The organism is Kitasatospora sp. NPDC056327 (assembly GCF_042261735.1).
GTDB lineage: Bacteria > Actinomycetota > Actinomycetes > Streptomycetales > Streptomycetaceae > Kitasatospora.
Genome location: NZ_JBHJRC010000078.1, coordinates 1 through 17,798, shown reverse-complemented (window position 1 = coordinate 17,798; position 17,798 = coordinate 1). Strand labels below are relative to the sequence as shown.

Here is a 17,798-nt window from a genome sequence, read left to right as displayed (position 1 = left end):
CCGGCGTGGCGCTGATCCGGAAGGGTGCCGCGCGATGTCAAAAGCGATCGGGCGGGGGGCCGTTGACGGGCCGCCGGCTCCGGGGCGGGGAGTCCGGGCGGAGATCGGACGGTGTCCCCGGCTCACGGGGGAACAAGCCGGGAACACCGGGTCCGAGGGCGCGGAATCAGGGACTCCGGCAACGGGTAGAAAGCTATTTCGTGGTGATGCCGCAGGTCAAGGGGGTTGTTGAAGGTTCACCGACGGTGCTCGGCGCGATCCGCCCGGTCACCCCGTCGACCAGCGTCCCGGCGAACGGACGGCTCGGGTCGGCGGCGAAATGCGCCGATTCGGCGACCGCCCAGCCGGCCCAGAACTCCGCCAGCGCCGGACCGTCTCGCCGCTCGCCGCGCCGCCGGGCCGCCGCCGCGTCCAGCTCCATCCACACCAGCCGGCTCAGCCACGGCCGCACCGCGCGCCGCCCGGCGCCCACCCCCTCGACCAGCACCACCGGCGCGAGCGGCACCGGGGCCGTCCCGGCGAACCGGCGCAGCGTCCAGTCGTACACCCGGTACTGCGCGTCCCGCCCCGCCGCCAGCGGCTCCAGCACCTGCGCCCGCAGCCGCCCGGTCCAGCCGAACGGCTCGGCGTGCGTCGCCAGGTCGTCCAGGTGCACCACCGGGGCACCGCCCAGCGCCGCGGCCAGCCGCCCGGCGAAGGTCGTCTTGCCCGAACCCGCGTGCCCGTCCACCGCGACCAGCCGCACCGGGCCGCAGGACGGCGGCAGCGCCCGCAGCCCGGCGGCGAGCACGTCGAGGGCACGGGCACCGGCGCCGGGTGCACCGGCCGGGTCCCCGGCCGACGGGAAGGCGGGCCCCCCTGGCGGGGCGGCGGGAGTCTCGGAAGCAGCCACGTTGTCAACCCTACGGCGGCCCGCACGCCGATACGGACAGTGATCCCGTGCAGGTCGTGACGGCAGCGCCGCGATCAGGCATACTCGCTTCGCCACGCCTGTGAACGACCGTTCACCGCAATCCGGTGCCGGTCGGCCGAGCTGCCAGACCCCGCGCGGGCCCCACCACACCCGGGGCCCGGCGAACGAACGAGGAGGCGACCAGCCCAGATGACCACCTCCCCCGCCAAGGCCGTCGACCGACAACTGCCCAGCGAGGAGGCCCGCGAACTGCTGGGCCTCACCCGGGACCTGGTCCAGCGCGAGCTGCGGCCGCGCGCCGCCGGGGACGAGGCCGAGGGCCGCTTCCCGCGCGAGGTCTTCCGCACCCTGGGCGAGGCCGGCCTGCTCTCCCTGCCCTACGCGGAGAAGCACGGCGGCGGCGACCAGCCCTACGAGGTCTACCTCCAGGTCCTGGAGGAACTGGCGGCCGGCTGGCTGGCCGTCGGCCTCGGCGTCAGCGTGCACACCCTCTCCTGCCACGCCCTCGCCACCTTCGGCACCGACGAGCAGCGCGACCGCTGGCTGCCCGGCATGCTCTCCGGCGAACAGCTCGGCGCCTACTGCCTCTCCGAGCCGCAGTCCGGCTCCGACGCCGCCGCCCTGCGCACCCGCGCCGACCTCGACGGCGACGAGTACGTGGTCGGCGGCACCAAGGCCTGGATCACCCACGGCGGCCACGCCGACTTCTACAGCGCGCTGGTGCGCACCGGCGAGGAGGGCGCGCGCGGCATCAGCTGCCTGCTGGTCCCCGGCGACCGGCCCGGCCTCTCCGCCGCCCCGCCCGAGCGCAAGATGGGCATGCGCTCCTCGCCCACCGCCCAGCTGCACTTCGACGGCGTCCGGGTCTCCCGCGACCGGCTGGTCGGCGCCGAGGGCCAGGGCTTCCAGATCGCGCTCGCCGCCCTCGACTCCGGCCGGCTCGGCATCGCCGCCTGCGCGGTCGGCGTCGCCCAGGCGGCGCTCGACCTCGCCGTCGACCACGCGCGCACCCGCCGCCAGTTCGGCCGCCCGATCGCCGAGTTCCAGGGCCTGTCCTTCATGCTCGCCGACATGGCCACCCGGATCGAGGCCGGCCGCGCGCTCTACCTCGCCGCCGCCCGCCGCCGCGACGCCGGCCTGGCCTTCTCCAAGGAGGCGGCGATGGCCAAGCTCTTCTGCACCGACACCGCCATGCAGGTCACCACCGACGCCGTCCAGGTCCTCGGCGGCTACGGCTACACCCAGGACTTCCCGGCCGAACGTTACCTGCGCGAGGCCAAGGTGCTGCAGATCGTCGAGGGCACCAACCAGATCCAGCGCCTGGTGATCGGCCGCCACCTCACCAAGGACTGAGCCCCTCCCCGGACCGGCCGGTCCGCCGCGGCCCCCCGGGGCCCTCCCCGGACCGGCCCCAACGGCCTCCGGGCGTCGCTCCAGGGTGCGGAGCGACGCCCGGGGGCCGTTCGTTCACATCGTCACGGGAGACCCGGCCGACGGCGCCGCGACCGGTGGCGGTCCGGTCGGCGCCCGCGCGGCCGGGGCGGGTCAGCGCCGCGAGAACCGGCCGCGCTGCTCCGGAATGGCCGGCGCCGCGCCGCTACGGACCGGGCGGTGCACCGTCGCGTGCGAGAACGGCTGGGTGCGCCAGTCGAGTTCACCGGGCGGCGTGAGCGGCCCGCCCTGGCCGGCCGCCTCGGCGTCCCCGGCGCTCTCCACCTCGGCCAGGTCGTCGGTCGGGGTGCCCGAACCCGGGCACAGCGCGGGGGAGAAGGGGTGCCAGGGCCGGGGCAGGACGGCGTGCTGCGGCAGCTGCTCCTCGTCGCCCACGAGGGCGATCGGGCGCCGGCACGACGGGCAGTGGACCCGGAAGATCTCCCAGGCGTCGGCCTCCCCCGGATCCACCCCCGGCACGGCCTCGTAGGGGACCGCGAGGTCCTCGCGGTCGGTCGTATCGTGGGCGTCGTCCGCGCCCGTCGGGCGCTCGTCGGTCACGCGCATGGTGATCCCCCTCGGATCGGGCCCGGCGTGGTCGCCCGGGGCCACAACCAGCACTTCCCGCCGATGCGGACTCATAACCCTGCAGTTCCGCGCACTGTGATGCACCGGGTGTGTCCTTCGCCACATTCGTCCGGCATGTGCCCGTACGGCACCCCGGGGCGCGCCCGGCGATGCTCCACGCCCCCCTCCCGGGCCCCGCGTGCGCCCCCCGGTGCCGACGGCCGCGCCCGCCCCCGCGCCGCGATCCGGGCGCCCCCGAGGAGGTAGGTTTGCGCCTTGTGGAGGATCTCGACCAACGCATCGTCCAGCTGCTGCTCCAGGACGGCCGGATGAGCTACACGGACCTGGGCAGGGCCACCGGCCTGTCCACCTCGGCGGTGCACCAGCGGGTGCGCCGGCTCGAACAGCGCGGGGTGATCCGCGGCTACACGGCCATCGTCGACCCCGACGCCGTCGACCTGGCGCTCACCGCCTTCATCTCGGTCAAACCCTTCGACCCGAGCGCCCCGGACGACACCCCCGAGCGCCTCGCCGACCTGCCCGAGATCGAGGCCTGCCACAGCGTCGCCGGCGACGAGAACTACATCCTCAAGGTCCGCGTCGGCGCCCCCGGCGACCTGGAGGACCTGCTGGCCCGCATCCGCAGCGCCGCCGGCGTCTCCACCCGCACCACCGTCGTCCTGTCCACCCCCTACGAGGCACGCCCCCCGAAGCTCTGACCGACCCGCACGTGGGTGCAGACTGGGCCGCATGACCGAAAGCACCCTCCCTCCCGGCCCGGCCACGGACCGGAAGGGCCCACGAACCGTCCTGCTGCGCGGCGGCGCCGTCTACAGCCCCGCCGACCCCTTCGCCACCGCCATGCTCGTCGAGGGCGGCCACGTCGCCTGGGTCGGCAGCGACGGCGCCGCCGAGGCGTACGCGCGCACCGCCGACGAGATCGTCGAACTGGACGGCGCCCTGGTCACCCCCGCATTCGTCGACGCCCACGTGCACGCCACCTCCGCCGGCCTCGCCCTCACCGGCCTCGACCTCACCGGCACCCCCACCCTCGCCGCCGCGCTGGCCGCCGTCAGCGCCTTCGCCGCCGCCGGACGGCACGACGGCGGCGTCCTCCTCGGCCACGGCTGGGACGAGACCGCCTGGCCTGAGGGCCGTCCGCCCACCCTCGCCGAACTCGACGCGGCCGCCGGCGGCGCCGCCCTCTACCTCTCCCGCACCGACGTGCACTCCGCGCTCGCCACCACCGCGCTGCGCGAGCTCACCGACGGCCTCGCCGCCCGGCCCGGCCACCACCCCGACGGCCCGCTCACCCGCGACGCCCACCACGCCGTGCGCCGCACCGCGCTCGCCCGCCTCACCCCCGGACAGCGCCGCCGCGCCCAGCGCGCCACCCTCGCCCGCGCCGCCGAACTCGGCATCGGCGCCCTCCACGAGTGCGCCGGCCCCGAGATCTCCTCCGAGGAGGACCTCACCGCCCTGCTCGAACTCGCCGCCGAGGGGGACGGCCCCGAGGTCTTCGGCTACTGGGGCGAACTCAGCACCCTCGGCGGCGTCGGGACCGCCCGCCGGCTCGGCGCGGTCGGTGCCGGCGGCGACCTCTTCGTGGACGGCGCCCTCGGCTCGCACACCGCCCGCCTGCACGGCGACTACGCCGACGCCGACCACACCGGCACCGCCTACCTGAGCGCCGCCCAGGTCGCCGACCACGTCGCCGACTGCACCGAGGCCGGCCTCCAGGCCGGTTTCCACGCCATCGGCGACGCCGCCCTCGACGCCGTCCTCGAAGGCGTCCGCGCGGCCGGCGACCGGGTCGGCGCCGACCGGGTCCGCGCCCTGCGCCACCGCGTCGAACACGCCGAGGCACTGGACGACAAGGCCGTCGCCGCCTTCGCCGAACTGGGCCTGACCGCCTCCGTGCAGCCCGCCTTCGACGCCGCCTGGGGCGGCCCCGACGGCATGTACGTCCAGCGCCTGGGCGCCGGCCGCGCCGAGGCCCTCAACCCGTTCGCCGCCCTGGTGCGCGCCGGCGTCCCGCTGGCCTTCGGCTCGGACGCCCCGGTCACCCCGCTCGACCCCTGGGGAACCGTCCGCGCCGCCGCCTTCCACCAAACGGCCCGGCACCGGATCTCCGTCCGGGCCGCCTTCACCGCCCACACCCGGGGCGGCTGGCGCGCCGTCGGCCGCGACCAGGACGGCGTGCTCGTCCCCGGCGCGGTCGCCAGCTACGCGGTCTGGGCCGCCGGCGACCTGGTCGTCCAGGCCCCCGACGGCCGGGTGGCCGGCTGGTCCACCGACCCGCGCTCCGGCACCCCGGGCCTGCCCGACCTCACCCCCGGCGTCCCGCTGCCCGTCTGCCTGCGCACCGTCGTCCGCGGGCGCACCGTGTACCGCGCCGCCCCCTGAGGACCGGCCCGGCCGCTCCCGCCGGGGCTCCGCCGGAGCCCCGCCGGGAGCCCCCGGCGCACACCGGGCGACGGCAGAACGACCCTCACCTCACGGCGGGGTGTCCGGACGGGGTACCTTCTTCGGACAGCGTCCGAACAGCCGTCCCCGAACCCCCGCGGGGCCGGCGGCGAGAGAGATGGTGCGACGGTGGCCATGCCCGTCACCCAGGAGCGGTCCGGAACCGCACCCGAGACCCCCGACGAGGCACCGGGCCCGGGCCGCGGCGCCCGCGCCCTCGCCAGGATCCGGGCCGGCCTGCCCCGCACCGGCCTGGCCGCGCTCGCCGGGCTGCTGCTCGCCCTGGCCTTCCCGCCGTTCGACCTGTGGCCGCTGTCGCTGCTCGGCGTCGCCGCGCTCTCCCTGCTCACCCGGGGCCGCACCGCCCGCCAGGGCGCCTGGACCGGCTTCGCCTTCGGCCTGCCGTTCTTCCTGACGCTGCTCAGCTGGCTGCGGGTGATCGGCTGGGACGCCACCGTCGGCCTCTCGGTCGTCGAGGCGCTGTTCCTGGCCGCCCTCGGCGCGGCCCTCGCCGTCACCTCCCGGCTGCCCGCCTGGCCGCTCTGGGGCGCCTGCCTGTGGATCACCCAGGAGTGGGCCCGCGACCGGCTGCCGCTGGGCGGCTTCCCCTGGGGCCGGCTCGCCTTCGCCAACACCGCGACCCCCTACACCCCGCTGGCCGCGCTCGGCGGCGCCCCGCTGGTCACCTTCGCGGTCGCACTCTCCGGCACCCTGCTGGCCCTGGCCGTCCTGACCGCCACCGGCCGCACCGCCACCGGCCGCACCGCCACCACCGTCACCGCCGCCGGCCGGAGCACCGCCCGCCGCCCGCTGCCCGCCGCCGCGGCCGCCGCCGGTGCCCTCGCCGCCCTGCTCGCCGGCTACCTGGTGCCGGTGCCCACCGCGGCGGCCGACACCGTCAAGGTCGCCGTCATCCAGGGCAACGTGCCCAACCCCGGCATGGACTTCCTCGGCCGCCCGATGATGGTCCTCAACAACCACGCCGCCGCCACCGAGAAGCTCGCCGCCGACGTCGAGGCCGGCCGGGCCGAGAAGCCCGACATCGTGATCTGGCCGGAGAACTCCTCCGACCTCGACCCGTTCAGCGACCCCCAGGCCTACGCCCGGATCGACGAGGCCGTGCGCGCGATCGGGGTGCCCACCCTGGTCGGCACCCTGGTCGACGGCCCCGACGAGCAGCACGTGCAGAACGAGGGCATCGTCTGGGACCCGAAGACCGGCCCCGGCGCCTCCTACACCAAGCAGCACCCGGTGCCGTTCGGCGAGTACGTGCCCTTCCGCGACCAGCTGTCCAAGGTCATCACCCGCCTCCAGCGGGTCGCCCGGGACTTCTACCCCGGCGACCACAACGGCGTCATGCAGCTCGGCCCCGCCCGGATCGGCGACGTCATCTGCTTCGAGGTCGCCTACGACGAGATCGTCCGCGACACCGTCGACCAGGGCGCCCGGATCCTCGTCGTGCAGACCAACAACGCCACCTACGCCAGGACCGGCCAGCCCGAGCAGCAGCTCGCGATGAGCAGGCTGCGCGCCGTCGAGCACGGCCGCGCGGTGCTGATCGCCGCCACCAGCGGCATCAGCGCGGTGATCGCCCCGGACGGCAGCGTGGTCCAGCGCACCGAGGAACTGACCGCGGCCGAACTGTCCGCGACCGTCCCGCTGCGCGACGGCACCACCGTCGCCGCCCGGGTCGGCGCCGTGCCCGAGTGGACCCTCGCCGTCGGCGGCCTGCTGGCCTGCGCGGCCGGCGTGCTGCTCGCCCGCAGGCGCGGAACACAGACCGCCCACCGGCCGTTGGACCAGGTGGTGCCGTAGCCGGCCCGGACCTCCCGTGCGGCGCGCAGAGCACCGCCTGGAGTGGATTCGTACCGTGACCCAGCAAGCTACCCCCGCCCGTCCGGCGCCGCGCTCGAAGCTGCGGCGCTTGCTGCCGCTGCTGCTGACCGCCTGGCTGGTCCTGGAGATCTGGCTGCTGGTCCGGGTGGGCTCGTGGCTGGGCGGCCTGACCGTGGTGCTGCTGCTGATCGCCGGCGCGATGACCGGCGGCTGGCTGATCAAGCGGGCCGGACGGCGCGCCCTGTCGGCGGCCCTCGAACAGACCAGGGATCCGCAGTCCGCCCAGCCGCAGACCGGCACCAGCCTGACCGTGCTCGCCGGCCTGCTGCTGATCCTGCCCGGCTTCCTCTCGGACGCCCTGGCACTGACCCTGCTCCTGCCGCCCACCCGCGCGCTCTGGCGGGCCGCCGGGCGCCGGTTCGCCGACAGGGCGCTGCGCTCCACCGGCGCGGCCGGCACCGCCCCGTTCGCGGACGCGGTGCGGCTGCAGGAGCAGCTGCGCATCCACCGCCCGGACGGCAAGGTGATCCAGGGCGAGGTGGTCGAGCCGGGCGACGCGCCGGCCGGCCCGCAGGGTCCGGACACCGCCCACCGCCCGCCGATCAACGGCTGACCGCCCGCGGCCGCCGCCGGAGCCCCGCCGGGTCCGGCGGCGCCCGCACGCCCGCGGAGCGCGGGTACCGGTTCGCGGGTACCGGTGCACGGGCACGCGAAAGGGACCCTGGTGGCCAGGGTCCCTTTTCGCGTGCTCCCGCCCGTCGGCGGGAGCGTGGTCAGGCGCTCTTGCGGGTGTCCCGCGGGTGCACCGCGAGGTTCATCCCACCGGAGCGGAGCACGGCCAGCCGCTCGGCCAGCACCTCCTCCAGCTCCTCGCGCGTCCGGCGCTCCATCAGCATGTCCCAATGGGTGCGCGTCGGCTTCACCTTCTTCTCCTCCGGCTCGTCGCCGTCGAGAAGCGCCGCCTCCTGGCCGCAGAAGCGGCATTCCCAGGTCGCGGGGATCTCGGCCTCGACCGAGAAGGGAACCTCGAATCGGTGCCCGTTCTGACATGCGTACTCGACGGTCTGGCGGGGAGCCAGATCAATACCGCGGTCGGTCTCGTAGCTAGTGGCCCCGAGTCGCGTGCCGCGGAGAGCTCGCTCGCTCATGAATCGTGCCTCCCGGGCTTATGGCCCACAGGACTAGTGGTCGCTGTTCTTCGTCGTTCGGTCAACGCTCGGCCTCCGACGAAGATTCCCGTCCCGGGACATGCGTCGTCTGTCGTGCCGCCCCTGTTTGTACCCACCGGCGCCCGATTTGTCACATCTGGCCGGTGATATCACCCCAGGTGTCACCTATTTCACATCTGGTGATCGGTCGGCCTTTCCTCGGAGGAGCGTACCGGGACGGTCCCGGGCGGACCGCGCCGCCCCTCCCGTTCGGATGCCGGCCCGCCGGTCAGGCGAGCGGGCGGAAGCCCAGCGCGGCCTGGCCCTTCGCGAGGTCCACCCCGGCGCGCGGCCCGGGGCCGGGCTCCACCGGGACGGCCGGCGGGCCGTCCGGGCAGGGGGGTGCCGCGGACCGGTCCGCGGCCGGCGCCCCGGTACGGGTGTCGTGGTGCGGCAGCAGCGCGATCACCGCGTCCCGCAGCGCGGCGGGGGCGTCCTCGTCCAGCGGGTCGACGGTGACCGGGACCTGGAGGCGCACCGGGGCACCCGCGCCGATCCGGGCGTAGCCGCGGCCGGCCGGGGCCTGCGCGGCGGGCACGATGTCCAGCGGCACGCCGAGCGCGGCCCGGGTCTCCTCAGGACCGGCCGGACCGAGCACCACCCGGGCCCGGGCGGTGGCCCGCACGCTCGCCGGGATCCGGCCCAGGGCCTCGATGTCGTCCGCGACCACCACGGTCACCCGGGCGGCCCGGCCGTGCCGCAGCGGCAGCTCCAGCAGGTCCTGCGGATCCGGCCGGCCCTCGGCACGGGCGAGTTCGCCGAGCTCGGTCGGGTGGTCGAGCAGCAGCCACAGCGGCCGGGTGACGTCCTCCGGCGGGGCGGTGCCGGCGTGCCGGGCCGCGTTCAGCACGGCGAGCCGGCGCGCCGTCTCGTCGGCCGCCCACTGCAGCGCGGCCAGCGCGCCGTGCAGGCTGGTCTCCACGGTGTGCACGCCCGGCCGGTTCACCAGGCAGGCGTGCTCACCGGTGCCGGCGCCGTCGATCACCACCAGGTCGCCGAACGGCAGGGCCTGGAGCGCGACCGACCGGATCAGGCCGGAGGCGCCGTAGCCGTTCACGCCCAGTGCCAGCAGGTGCGGCTCGGCCGAGCGCGGGCCGGTGCGCCAGACCACCGGCGGCTGCTGGGAGACCCCGCCGCCCCGGTGCACCGGGATGGTGCGGGCGCTGCCGTCCTCGTCGGTGAAGCCGAGCACGATCTCGCCGGGGGCGGCCACGAAGCGCTGCGCGACGATGTCCGCGGGCAGCGGCGCCAGGGCGGTGATCCGCAGCCTGTTGGACTCCTCGTCCCAGTCGAAGCGGTACTCCCGGGCCCGGCCGGCCTTGCCCTGCACGACCTGCTCGATCCGGGCGCGGGCGGCCGGCTCGGTGTCGGTGAAGTACGCCGGATAGGCGATCTCCAGCCGGGCGAGGCGGCCCCCGCCGTCGAACTCCCACCCGGAGAAGACGCCCTGGTAGCCGCCCTCGTGGTGGTAGAGCGGGTCGAGCCCGTCCGGCCCGCCCAGGTACGGGGTGAGCGCGGCGTACAGGGCGGTGAGCTTGACGTCGGCGACGTCCGGCTCCGGCGGGGCGGGCGGCGCCTTCGGTGCCCGGCCGGACCAGGCGGCGCTGGCCATCAGGGCGACCAGCGCGAACAGCAGGCCGTGCGGCAGCAGGTAGATCCCCAGCAGCATCGCGGCCGCCAGGAAGAGCGTCGGCCCGCGCCGGTCCTTCGGGGTGGCCTGCCAGCGGCCCCGGGCCCAGTCGGCGTGGTGGCGCAGGCCGCGGCCGAGGACGGTGAGCGGGGCGAACATGTCGGAGGCGTGGTCGCCCGCCGTACGGGCGAGCTCCCGCCCCCGGCCGAGGCGGAACTGGTGACGGTCGAAGGGCATTCCTGGCTCCCCGGGCGAGTGGGACGGTCGGGTGGGGCGGTCGGGACGGGTGCGGCGTACGGCGGCGGGTGGCGGCGGGTGGTGGCGGGGCCGCGGCGCAGGGGCGCGCCGCCGGGACGGGCCCGCGGCCGGCCGGCCCGCCGCAAGGGCCGGGCCCGGGGGCGGTGGGATCCGCGCCCGGGCCCGTACGGCGGGGAGGCCGGCGGCGTCAGAACTTGAGGCCGCCGAGGAGGCTGGCGAGGCTCGCGCCGCCCGCGGTGATGCTCGGCGCGATCGAGGAGCCGGCGATGTAGAAGCCGAACAGGGCGCAGACGACGGCATGGGAGATCTTGAGTCCGTCCCTGCGGAAGAACAGGAACGCGATGGTGCCGAACAGGACGATGCCGGAGATCGAGAGGATCACGTGCTGCTCCTCGGGGAGGGGGGACAGTGTCACGGAAAGTGCCACAATCGTGACAAAAGGTAATAGATGATGGAACGGGGCAAATGGGTGGTTTTCGATCAGCGTCCCGATCCCCGCCCCGAGGACGCCCCGCGCGCGGGCCCGCGCGGAACCCGCCGCGCGAAGTTCGCCCGGACGGCCGCACGCCCCTCCCGCCCCCGTGTCGTGCGCTACCGTGCGACCGGCGCGACCGCCGACACCACCGGACGGACCCCGCACGGCACCCGTCCCCGGAGAAGGGCCCCGACATGACCGACACCCCCGCGACCCCCGACGCCCCCGACGCCGACGTGATCGCCCTGGCCGGCCGGCTCTTCGACGCCGCCCGCACCGGCGACGCCGCGACCCTCGCCGCCTACGTCGACGCCGGCGCCCCCGCCGACCTCACCAACGACCGCGGCGACACCCTCGTGATGCTCGCCGCCTACCACGGCCACGCCGCCGCCGTCACCGCCCTCCTGGACCGCGGCGCCGACCCCGACCGGGCCAACGACCGCGGCCAGACCCCCCTCGCCGGCGCCGTCTTCAAGGGCAACGACGACGTCCTCGACGCCCTGCTCGCCGCCGGCGCCGACCCCGCCGCCGGCACCCCGTCCGCCGTCGACACCGCCCGGATGTTCGGCAAGGACGCCCTGGTCGCCCGCCTGGAGGCCCGCCCGGCGGCCGGCTGACCCCGGGCCGTAGGCTTGACCACCATGGAGAGCACCACCACCGGCGGAACCTTCGTGCACGACACCAAGGGCGACGGCATCGAGATCCGCGTCACCGGCTTCGGTCACCCCGACGCCCGGCTCCTCACCGCGGAGGTCCAGGAGGAGTACGTCCGCCGCTACGGCGAGGGCGACCTCACCGAACTGCATCCCGACCACTTCGAACCGCCGGCCGGTCTCTTCCTGATCGCCTACCTCGACGGCGAACCCGTCGCCTGCGGCGGCTGGCGCGCCAAGCGGGCCGCCCCCTTCGGCATCCGCGACACCGACGCCGAACTCAAGCGGATGTTCGTCCGCCCGCAGGCCCGCGGCCGCGGCCTCGCCCGGCTCGTGCTGCGCCGCCTGGAGCGGACCGCCGCCGACGCCGGACGCACCCGCTTCATCCTGGAGACCGGCACCGAACAGCCCGAGGCCGTCGCGCTGTACGCCTCCGAGGGCTACGCCGCGATCGAGAAGTTCGGCCTCTACCGCGAGCACGAGCAGAGCATCTGTCTGGGCAAGGAGTTCGACGGCGCGCCCGCCGTCTGACCCGCCCCCGCGCCGGGTAGCCTCCCCGGGGGCCCGCCGGGCCCCCGGGCGGGGACGGACGGGCGCGGGGGAGAGACACGGATGAGCGCGACGGTGCGACCCGCCCGGCCGGCCGGCCCCTCCGGCCCCGACGGGCCGCTGGCGCCACTGGTGCGCACCGGGCTGCGCCGCGCCGGCACCGGCGGCGTCTGGTCCGTCGGCGACGCGCACGGTGTCCGGGAGCGCGGCCGTGCCGGAGTGCTCGGCCGGGGCGCCCACGCCGGCCGGGAGATGGACCACGACACCGTCTTCGACCTGGCCAGCCTCACCAAGATCATCGCCCTGTGGCCCTGCGCCGGAGCCCTCCGGCAGTCCGGCCGCCTCCCACTCGACCGGCCCCTGCGCGAGCACTGGCCGGCCGCCGCCGGACACCCCGCCGGACAGGTGACGGTCCGTCAACTCCTCACCCACACAGCCGGAATGCCGCTGCGCACCCGGTTCGCCGAACTCTACGGAAGCGACCCGGCCGCGATCCGGGCCGGCGTGCTCGGCGCCCCGCTGCACCGCCCGCCCGGGGTCGCCGTCGAGTACACCGACCGGGCCGCCGTCCTGCTCGGCCACCTGGTCGAGGACCTCGCCGGCGCGCCGCTCGACGAACTCGCCGCCCGGCAGACCTGGCAGCCGCTCGGCATGACCGACACCCGCTACGGCCCGCTCCACGGAACGCCCCGTGCCGGCCGCACCGCTCCCACCGAGACCGCTCCCACCGAGGCCGCTCCCGCCGGAACCGTCACCGCCGGTGCCGACGGCGGCGAGTTCCTGTGCGGGACCGTCCACGACCCCTCGGCCCGTCTCCTCGGCGGCGTCTCCGGCAACGCCGGCGCCTTCTCCACCGCCCACGACCTCGAACGCTTCCTCACCGCACTGCTCGCCCCGCCCGCCACGGCCGCCCTGCCCTGGGGCGAGCCGTGGATCACCGAGTCGCTGCGGGTGCACACCGGCGGACTCGCCCCCGCCCGCGGCCTCTCCTGGCTCTGCGCCGCCGGCACCGACCCGGCCGAGGGCACCTTCGTCCACTACGGCTTCACCGGGACCGGCGTCTGGATCTCCCGCCGCCGCGGCCGCTGGGCGCTGCTGCTCACCAACAAGGTCCACTACGACCGGGACTTCCGGCCGCTCACCAACCTGCGCAACGCCTTCCGCCGGGCCGTCTTCGGGTAGGACGCTGCGATCCTCGGGGTGCCTGGGACGAAAAGCGTCCAGCGGGAATTCCGTCAGCCATTCGGACAGCGCTTCTCGCCATTGACGAGGGCGCTGCCGGGCGGCATGCTGATCCCTGTTGCGGGACTATTACGCAAAGCTGTCACCGGAATTTCCGGCGCCCGGGGGAGGCGTGTCGGGAACGGGGCCGGGACCCCCCGGATTTCTGGGGGTTGAATCGCCGGCGGCCGTCGGGGGGACGGCGGCCGCCTCACCTCGGACGGGAACAGTCCGAGGTCAGCGCCATGCCGCCGGGCGACGAGCGCCCCGGGTGGCGGCGACCGTGGTTGTTTTCAGGGCGTGCGAGCGATTTCAGGAACGTGGTGATTCCATGGCAGTCCAGAACTCCATCGGCGGTCCGCACCGGAACTTCACCGGTGACGGCCGGACGGTATTACCGGGAGCTCCCGGCAAGGCCCCCGGAGCGGAAACGGGGGCGCCGCCCCAGGAATGGGCCGGACCCGACCTCGGAACGGCGCTGCGACGGCTCAGACTCGAACGGGGCCTGTCCATGCGGGCCCTCGCCCAGAGACTGGGCTACAGCGCGCACAGCGTCTTCTCCGACATCGAGGCCGGCCGCCGCATCCCCTCCGAAACCCTGACCGGCTCCTACGAGGAGTGCTTCGGACTGCCACCGGGCTCCCTGCTCGCCCTGCGCCGGCGGGCCCTCGCCGACCGGGCCCGCCGGCTGACCGAGCGGCCCGCCCCGGACCGGTCCCCGGCCCCCGCGCAGGACCCCCCGGCCCCGGCCGCCGTCCGCCCCGCCGCCGCTCCGGCCCGGCCCGGCACCCCGGCCCCGCCCGACTCGGTCCTCGACGCCGCCGCCCGGCTCGCCGTCGCCGTCCTCACCCGCACCCGCGTCGCCGTGGACCGCTGGCGCGGATGAGGACCGCGGCCCGGCCTCAGCCCGCCGTGGCGGCGGCCCGCCGGGCCAGGCACTCGGCCCGGGCGGCCAGCACGTCCTCGTCGTCCGGCAGCAACTCGGCACACAGGTCCAGATCCGCCAGCGCCGCCTCCCACCGGTCCGTGCGCAACAGCAGATAGGCGCGGTTGTAACGGATCAGCGGATCCTGCGGCGCGACCCGCACCGCGTGCTGGAGATCGGCCAGCGCGGCCTCCGAATCACCCGACCGGAAGGCCGCGCCGGCCCGCCCGCAGAGCGCGGCCGGCAGATCCGGATCCAGCAGCAGCGCCCGGTCGAAGGCCTCCACGGCCGGCCCCAGGTCGTCCCGCTCCGCACGTACCCGGCCCAGCACGGCCAGCAGGTGCGGGTTGTCCGGGGCCAGCGCCAGCCCGGCCAGCGCGTCGCGCTCCGCCCCCGCCGCGTCCCCCAGGTCCAGCAGCAGCCCCGCCCGGTTCACCCGGGCGTCGACGAAGCTCGGATCCAGCACCAGCACGTAGCCGAAGTCCGCCAGCGCCCCGTCCACGTCGCCCAGCGCACAGCGGACGTCCCCCCGGTTGTAGTACACCTCCGGGAACGGCGGACCCAGCCGCAGCGCGCACTCGTACGCGGCCAGCGCCCCCTCCTCGTCCCCGCGCCGGCGCAGCAGGTTGCCCAGGTCGAAGTGGTACTCCGGGTAGTTCGGGTCGCTCTCGATCACCGACCGCAGGTCCGCCAGCGCCTCGTCCAGCCGCCCCAGCCCGCCCAGCACCGAGGAACGGTTGTGCCGCAGCACCGAGCGGTGCAGCCGGTGCTCGTCCGCGCCGAGGTCCCGGTCGAGCTCCGCCAGCCCCGCCGTCACCAGGTCCAGCGCCGCCTGCGGGCGGCCCCGGTGCGCCTCGATGAGCGCCAGACCGTTGTGGTGGAAGACGGTGTTGAAGGCACGCTGACGCGGATCCGGCAGCAGCGAGGCGATGGCGATCGCCTGGTTGATCCAGCCCATCGCCCGCTCGTGGTCACGGCGGTCCGGGGAACGGTGCCGGGTGAAGAGCATCGCCGTCGCGTAGGCGCACTGCAGATGCGCCGTCGGATCGACGGAGTGCACCCGGACCTCCTGGCAGACCGCCTCCGCCTCGTCCGCCCGCCCCAGGGCCGACAGCGACGTCGGCATCTTGCCGGTGAAGTGCCACCACGCCTGCGGGTGCGCCGCCGGGTCCAGGTGCCTGCGGCCGCGGTGACAGAACTCCAGACTGGCGTGGTAGAAACCCAGCAGCATGCAGGTGTCCATCGCCTTCGCGAGCGCGTGCAGCCCCGCCCCGGCCAGGTCGGCGCCGTGCTCCAGGTGGTACGGCACCGCACCCCGGTCGAGCGTGGGCTCGCCCAGCTCCGCCAGCTCCGCGGCCCGCCGGTCGTGCAGCTCCCGCCGCTCCCGGTCCGGCAGCGCCCGGTACGCGGCCAGCACGGCCGGGTCGTCGTCGACGCCGTCCCCCGCCACGAACCGGGCCGCCGCCCCCGCGGGCCCCACCCCGTCGCCGGCCCCGGCCTCCGCCGCGTCGCCGGCCCCGGCCACCGGGGCCGCGGGCGCCGTCACCAGTGCGCAGCACCCGGCCAGCACCTCCGGCAGGTTCTCGCCGAGCGGCGTCCCCGCCTCCACCGCCCGGTCCACCGGCAACGGCTCCAGCAGCGCCGCGCTCCCGCCCGCCACCACCGTCAGCAGCGCCGGATCGGTGCGCCGCAGCAGCACCGACAGGAACTCCAGATCCGTCGGATCGGCGTGGTCCAGGTCCTCCACCACCAGCGACCGCGGCCCCTCGGCCCGGCGTACCAGCACCTCCGCCAGGAACTCCTGCACACCGTGCGCGATCCGCAGCGTCCGCCAGCGCGAGTAGAACCTGGTCCGCTCCTGCGGGACCGCCAGCGAGGTCAGCGTCTCCCGGGCGGCCGGCACCCGCTCGCGCAGCTCCGGCGCGACCGTCAACAGCTCCACCTCGTGCGCGGCCACCAGCTCCGGCCACCGCCGCGCCGCCTCGGGCACCAGGGCGCGCAGCAGCGTGCCGGCCGCCGTGTAGGGGCCGCGGAGCCGGCGGTGCGCCGACACCGCGGGCAGGCCGGGCAGCAGCGGCTCCGGCAGTTCCAGGCCGGCGCGGGCGGCGGCGCGGTCGCGGCGCAGACTCCCGGTCACCAGGACGTGGCGGCCGGATCCGGCGGACGGTGTGGACATCGGACCTCCAGGGGCGGCGGAACGGGGCGGCGGGACGGGACGACGGACGGGGGGCGACGGACGGGGGCGACGGACGGGGACGGGCCACGGGACGGCGGACCGGAGTGCGGTCACCGGACGGCGGACCGCGGTGCGGTCACGGTGCGGCCGGCCGCGGCGCCGGGTCCGCCGCCCGCCGGGCCCGCCGCTCCCGCAGGTACAGCACGGCGGAGAGGGCGAGTTCGCCGACGGTCAGGAAGAGGAAGACGACGCTGTCGGCCAGCCCGACCCAGCGGTGGCCGGCGTCCCCCGACAGCTGGTCCAGCACCGACCGGGCCGCCCGGGCCACCACCGGCGGCAGGTTCACCGCCAGCGTCACCAGGGCCATCGCGTAGCCCAGCGCCATCAGCACCGCGTACCAGCGGGCCACCGCACGGTCCCGCGGATGCCAGCGCTCCGGGTCGTACGGGGCCGGCCGGCCGCGCAGCCGCGCCCAGTGGCCGGCCAGCAACTGCTTGGCCGTGGTGTGCAGGTCCACGCAGCCCAGCACCGTGGCGACCAGGTAGTAGCCGTCGGTGCGCAGGAAGAACAGCGCCTGCCAGATCACCCGCAGCACCGTCGAGTACGCCAGGCCCAGCGCGACCCCGCCGGCCACCGACAGCCCCCCGTCGCCGTGCCTGGTCCCGGCCGCGACCAGCGTCAGCACCGCCAGCACGGCCAGGTCGGCCAGCACCCCGGCGAGCATCGGCAGGATCCGGCGCCGCCGCTCCACCGTCACCAGGCCGTCGAGCTCCGTCTGGAAGACCACGAAGTACAGCCGCCGCCCCACCGAGAGCCGGGACGGCAGGCCCAGCCGGCGGCCCGCCAGCGCGTGCGCCGCCTCGTGCACGAGGATCAGCGGCGCCTGCGCCAGGAACATCACGATCACCAGCACCGACAGGTACGGGGTGAAGAACAGGTGCCGGTAGTTGGGGACCAGCTCGGGCGAGCGCACCAGGGTCAGCGCCGCGCCCGCCAGCAGCGCCCCGTAGAGCACCGCGCCGGCCGGCGAGAACACCGCGCGGCCCAGCCGCTGCCAGCGCACCGGCGCGGGCGGCGGCGCGGGCGCGTCGCCCGGGGCGCGCAGGAAACCCAGCTCGCCCAGGTCGGCGACGAAGTCCTCGATGTCGACGGTCTCGCCGTAGCTCTCCGCGTACCAGCGGGCCGCCTCGGCGGGGCCGGTGCCGTCGACCAGCCGCCGCAGCAGGGCGGCGCCGTCGGCGGGCAGGACGACGAAGGTGCCCTCGTCGAGCCGGCCGACCGTCACCTCGTCGCCCTCGGGCTGGAACACCAGCGGATGGAACGTCAGCCGGCCCGCCCCGGAGCGCGGTCCGGGAGCGTCGTGGCCGCCTCCCGGCGGTCCGGCCGGTGCGGTGGCAGGCCGGTCTGGCATCGCTCCTCCAAGCGGATCGCCGGCACGGATCACCGGCGCCGGAGCGGCGCCGAGGGCCGGCCGCCCGGGAGTGGCCGGG

The 17,798-nt window shown here is 76.1% G+C and carries 16 protein-coding genes; 9 read left to right on the top strand and 7 right to left on the bottom strand.

The features are described 5' to 3' along the window. Nucleotides 1-193: 193 nt before the first annotated feature. Complete coding sequence (locus tag ACFCX4_RS14250) at nt 194-790, bottom strand: uridine kinase (protein WP_376142044.1); 597 nt, start codon at nt 788-790, stop codon at nt 194-196. 312 nt (nt 791-1,102) lie between these two features. Here ACFCX4_RS14250 and ACFCX4_RS14245 point away from each other — a divergent pair, with 312 nt between their 5' ends. Further along, on the top strand, nt 1,103-2,266 hold the full coding sequence (locus ACFCX4_RS14245; RefSeq protein ID WP_376142011.1) for an acyl-CoA dehydrogenase family protein: 1,164 nt from the start codon (nt 1,103-1,105) through the stop codon (nt 2,264-2,266). 192 nt (nt 2,267-2,458) lie between these two features. On the opposite strand, the gene ACFCX4_RS14240 is transcribed toward ACFCX4_RS14245, so the two are convergent. Then, nucleotides 2,459-2,911, bottom strand: coding sequence for a hypothetical protein (locus tag ACFCX4_RS14240; RefSeq protein WP_376142008.1), 453 nt, complete (start codon nt 2,909-2,911; stop codon nt 2,459-2,461). 278 nt (nt 2,912-3,189) lie between these two features. Here ACFCX4_RS14240 and ACFCX4_RS14235 point away from each other — a divergent pair, with 278 nt between their 5' ends. The 4 genes from ACFCX4_RS14235 to fxsA all read left to right on the top strand — a co-directional run bounded on the left by ACFCX4_RS14235 (nt 3,190) and on the right by fxsA (nt 7,826). Next, on the top strand, nt 3,190-3,630 hold the full coding sequence (locus ACFCX4_RS14235; RefSeq protein ID WP_376142042.1) for an Lrp/AsnC family transcriptional regulator: 441 nt from the start codon (nt 3,190-3,192) through the stop codon (nt 3,628-3,630). 31 nt (nt 3,631-3,661) lie between these two features. Continuing rightward, on the top strand, nt 3,662-5,317 hold the full coding sequence (locus ACFCX4_RS14230; protein WP_376142006.1) for an amidohydrolase: 1,656 nt from the start codon (nt 3,662-3,664) through the stop codon (nt 5,315-5,317). A 195-nt stretch (nt 5,318-5,512) separates the two neighbouring features. Then, entirely contained in the window at nt 5,513-7,192 is a 1,680-nt protein-coding gene (gene lnt, locus ACFCX4_RS14225; RefSeq protein WP_376142004.1) for an apolipoprotein N-acyltransferase, read from the top strand. Between the two features lie 55 nt (nt 7,193-7,247). Beyond that, nucleotides 7,248-7,826, top strand: a complete 579-nt coding sequence (gene fxsA, locus ACFCX4_RS14220) for an FxsA family membrane protein (protein WP_376142002.1) — start codon at nt 7,248-7,250, stop codon at nt 7,824-7,826. A 160-nt stretch (nt 7,827-7,986) separates the two neighbouring features. Here the strand turns inward: fxsA and ACFCX4_RS14215 are convergent, their stop codons facing one another. The 3 genes from ACFCX4_RS14215 to ACFCX4_RS14205 form a co-directional block, all read right to left on the bottom strand. Continuing rightward, nucleotides 7,987-8,361: an RNA polymerase-binding protein RbpA gene (locus ACFCX4_RS14215; protein WP_355365562.1), complete on the bottom strand. Its 375-nt coding sequence runs from the start codon at nt 8,359-8,361 to the stop codon at nt 7,987-7,989. Nucleotides 8,362-8,650: 289 nt separating this feature from the next. Further along, nucleotides 8,651-10,288: a hypothetical protein gene (locus tag ACFCX4_RS14210; RefSeq protein ID WP_376142000.1), complete on the bottom strand. Its 1,638-nt coding sequence runs from the start codon at nt 10,286-10,288 to the stop codon at nt 8,651-8,653. Between the two features lie 208 nt (nt 10,289-10,496). Beyond that, nucleotides 10,497-10,691 carry a hypothetical protein gene (locus ACFCX4_RS14205; RefSeq protein ID WP_376142039.1) on the bottom strand — a complete coding sequence of 65 codons (195 nt, stop codon included), beginning with the start codon at nt 10,689-10,691 and terminating at the stop codon, nt 10,497-10,499. Nucleotides 10,692-10,978: 287 nt separating this feature from the next. Between ACFCX4_RS14205 and ACFCX4_RS14200 the strand changes: the two genes are divergently transcribed. From ACFCX4_RS14200 to ACFCX4_RS14185, 4 genes are all read left to right on the top strand, one after another. Continuing rightward, nucleotides 10,979-11,401 carry an ankyrin repeat domain-containing protein gene (locus ACFCX4_RS14200; RefSeq protein WP_376141997.1) on the top strand — a complete coding sequence of 141 codons (423 nt, stop codon included), beginning with the start codon at nt 10,979-10,981 and terminating at the stop codon, nt 11,399-11,401. Nucleotides 11,402-11,425: 24 nt separating this feature from the next. Next, nucleotides 11,426-11,968, top strand: a complete 543-nt coding sequence (locus ACFCX4_RS14195; protein ID WP_376141995.1) for a GNAT family N-acetyltransferase — start codon at nt 11,426-11,428, stop codon at nt 11,966-11,968. An 81-nt stretch (nt 11,969-12,049) separates the two neighbouring features. Continuing rightward, nucleotides 12,050-13,168, top strand: a complete 1,119-nt coding sequence (locus ACFCX4_RS14190) for a serine hydrolase domain-containing protein (protein ID WP_376141993.1) — start codon at nt 12,050-12,052, stop codon at nt 13,166-13,168. A 370-nt stretch (nt 13,169-13,538) separates the two neighbouring features. Beyond that, a complete protein-coding gene (locus ACFCX4_RS14185) occupies nt 13,539-14,093 on the top strand; it encodes a helix-turn-helix domain-containing protein (protein ID WP_376141991.1) in 555 nt (184 codons plus the stop codon). 16 nt (nt 14,094-14,109) lie between these two features. Here ACFCX4_RS14185 and ACFCX4_RS14180 read toward each other — a convergent pair whose 3' ends face one another. Both ACFCX4_RS14180 and ACFCX4_RS14175 read right to left on the bottom strand, forming a co-directional pair. Further along, a complete protein-coding gene (locus ACFCX4_RS14180) occupies nt 14,110-16,308 on the bottom strand; it encodes a tetratricopeptide repeat protein (protein ID WP_376141988.1) in 2,199 nt (732 codons plus the stop codon). 136 nt (nt 16,309-16,444) lie between these two features. After that, nucleotides 16,445-17,719 carry a hypothetical protein gene (locus tag ACFCX4_RS14175; RefSeq protein ID WP_376141985.1) on the bottom strand — a complete coding sequence of 425 codons (1,275 nt, stop codon included), beginning with the start codon at nt 17,717-17,719 and terminating at the stop codon, nt 16,445-16,447. Between the last annotated feature and the right edge of the window lie 79 nt (nt 17,720-17,798).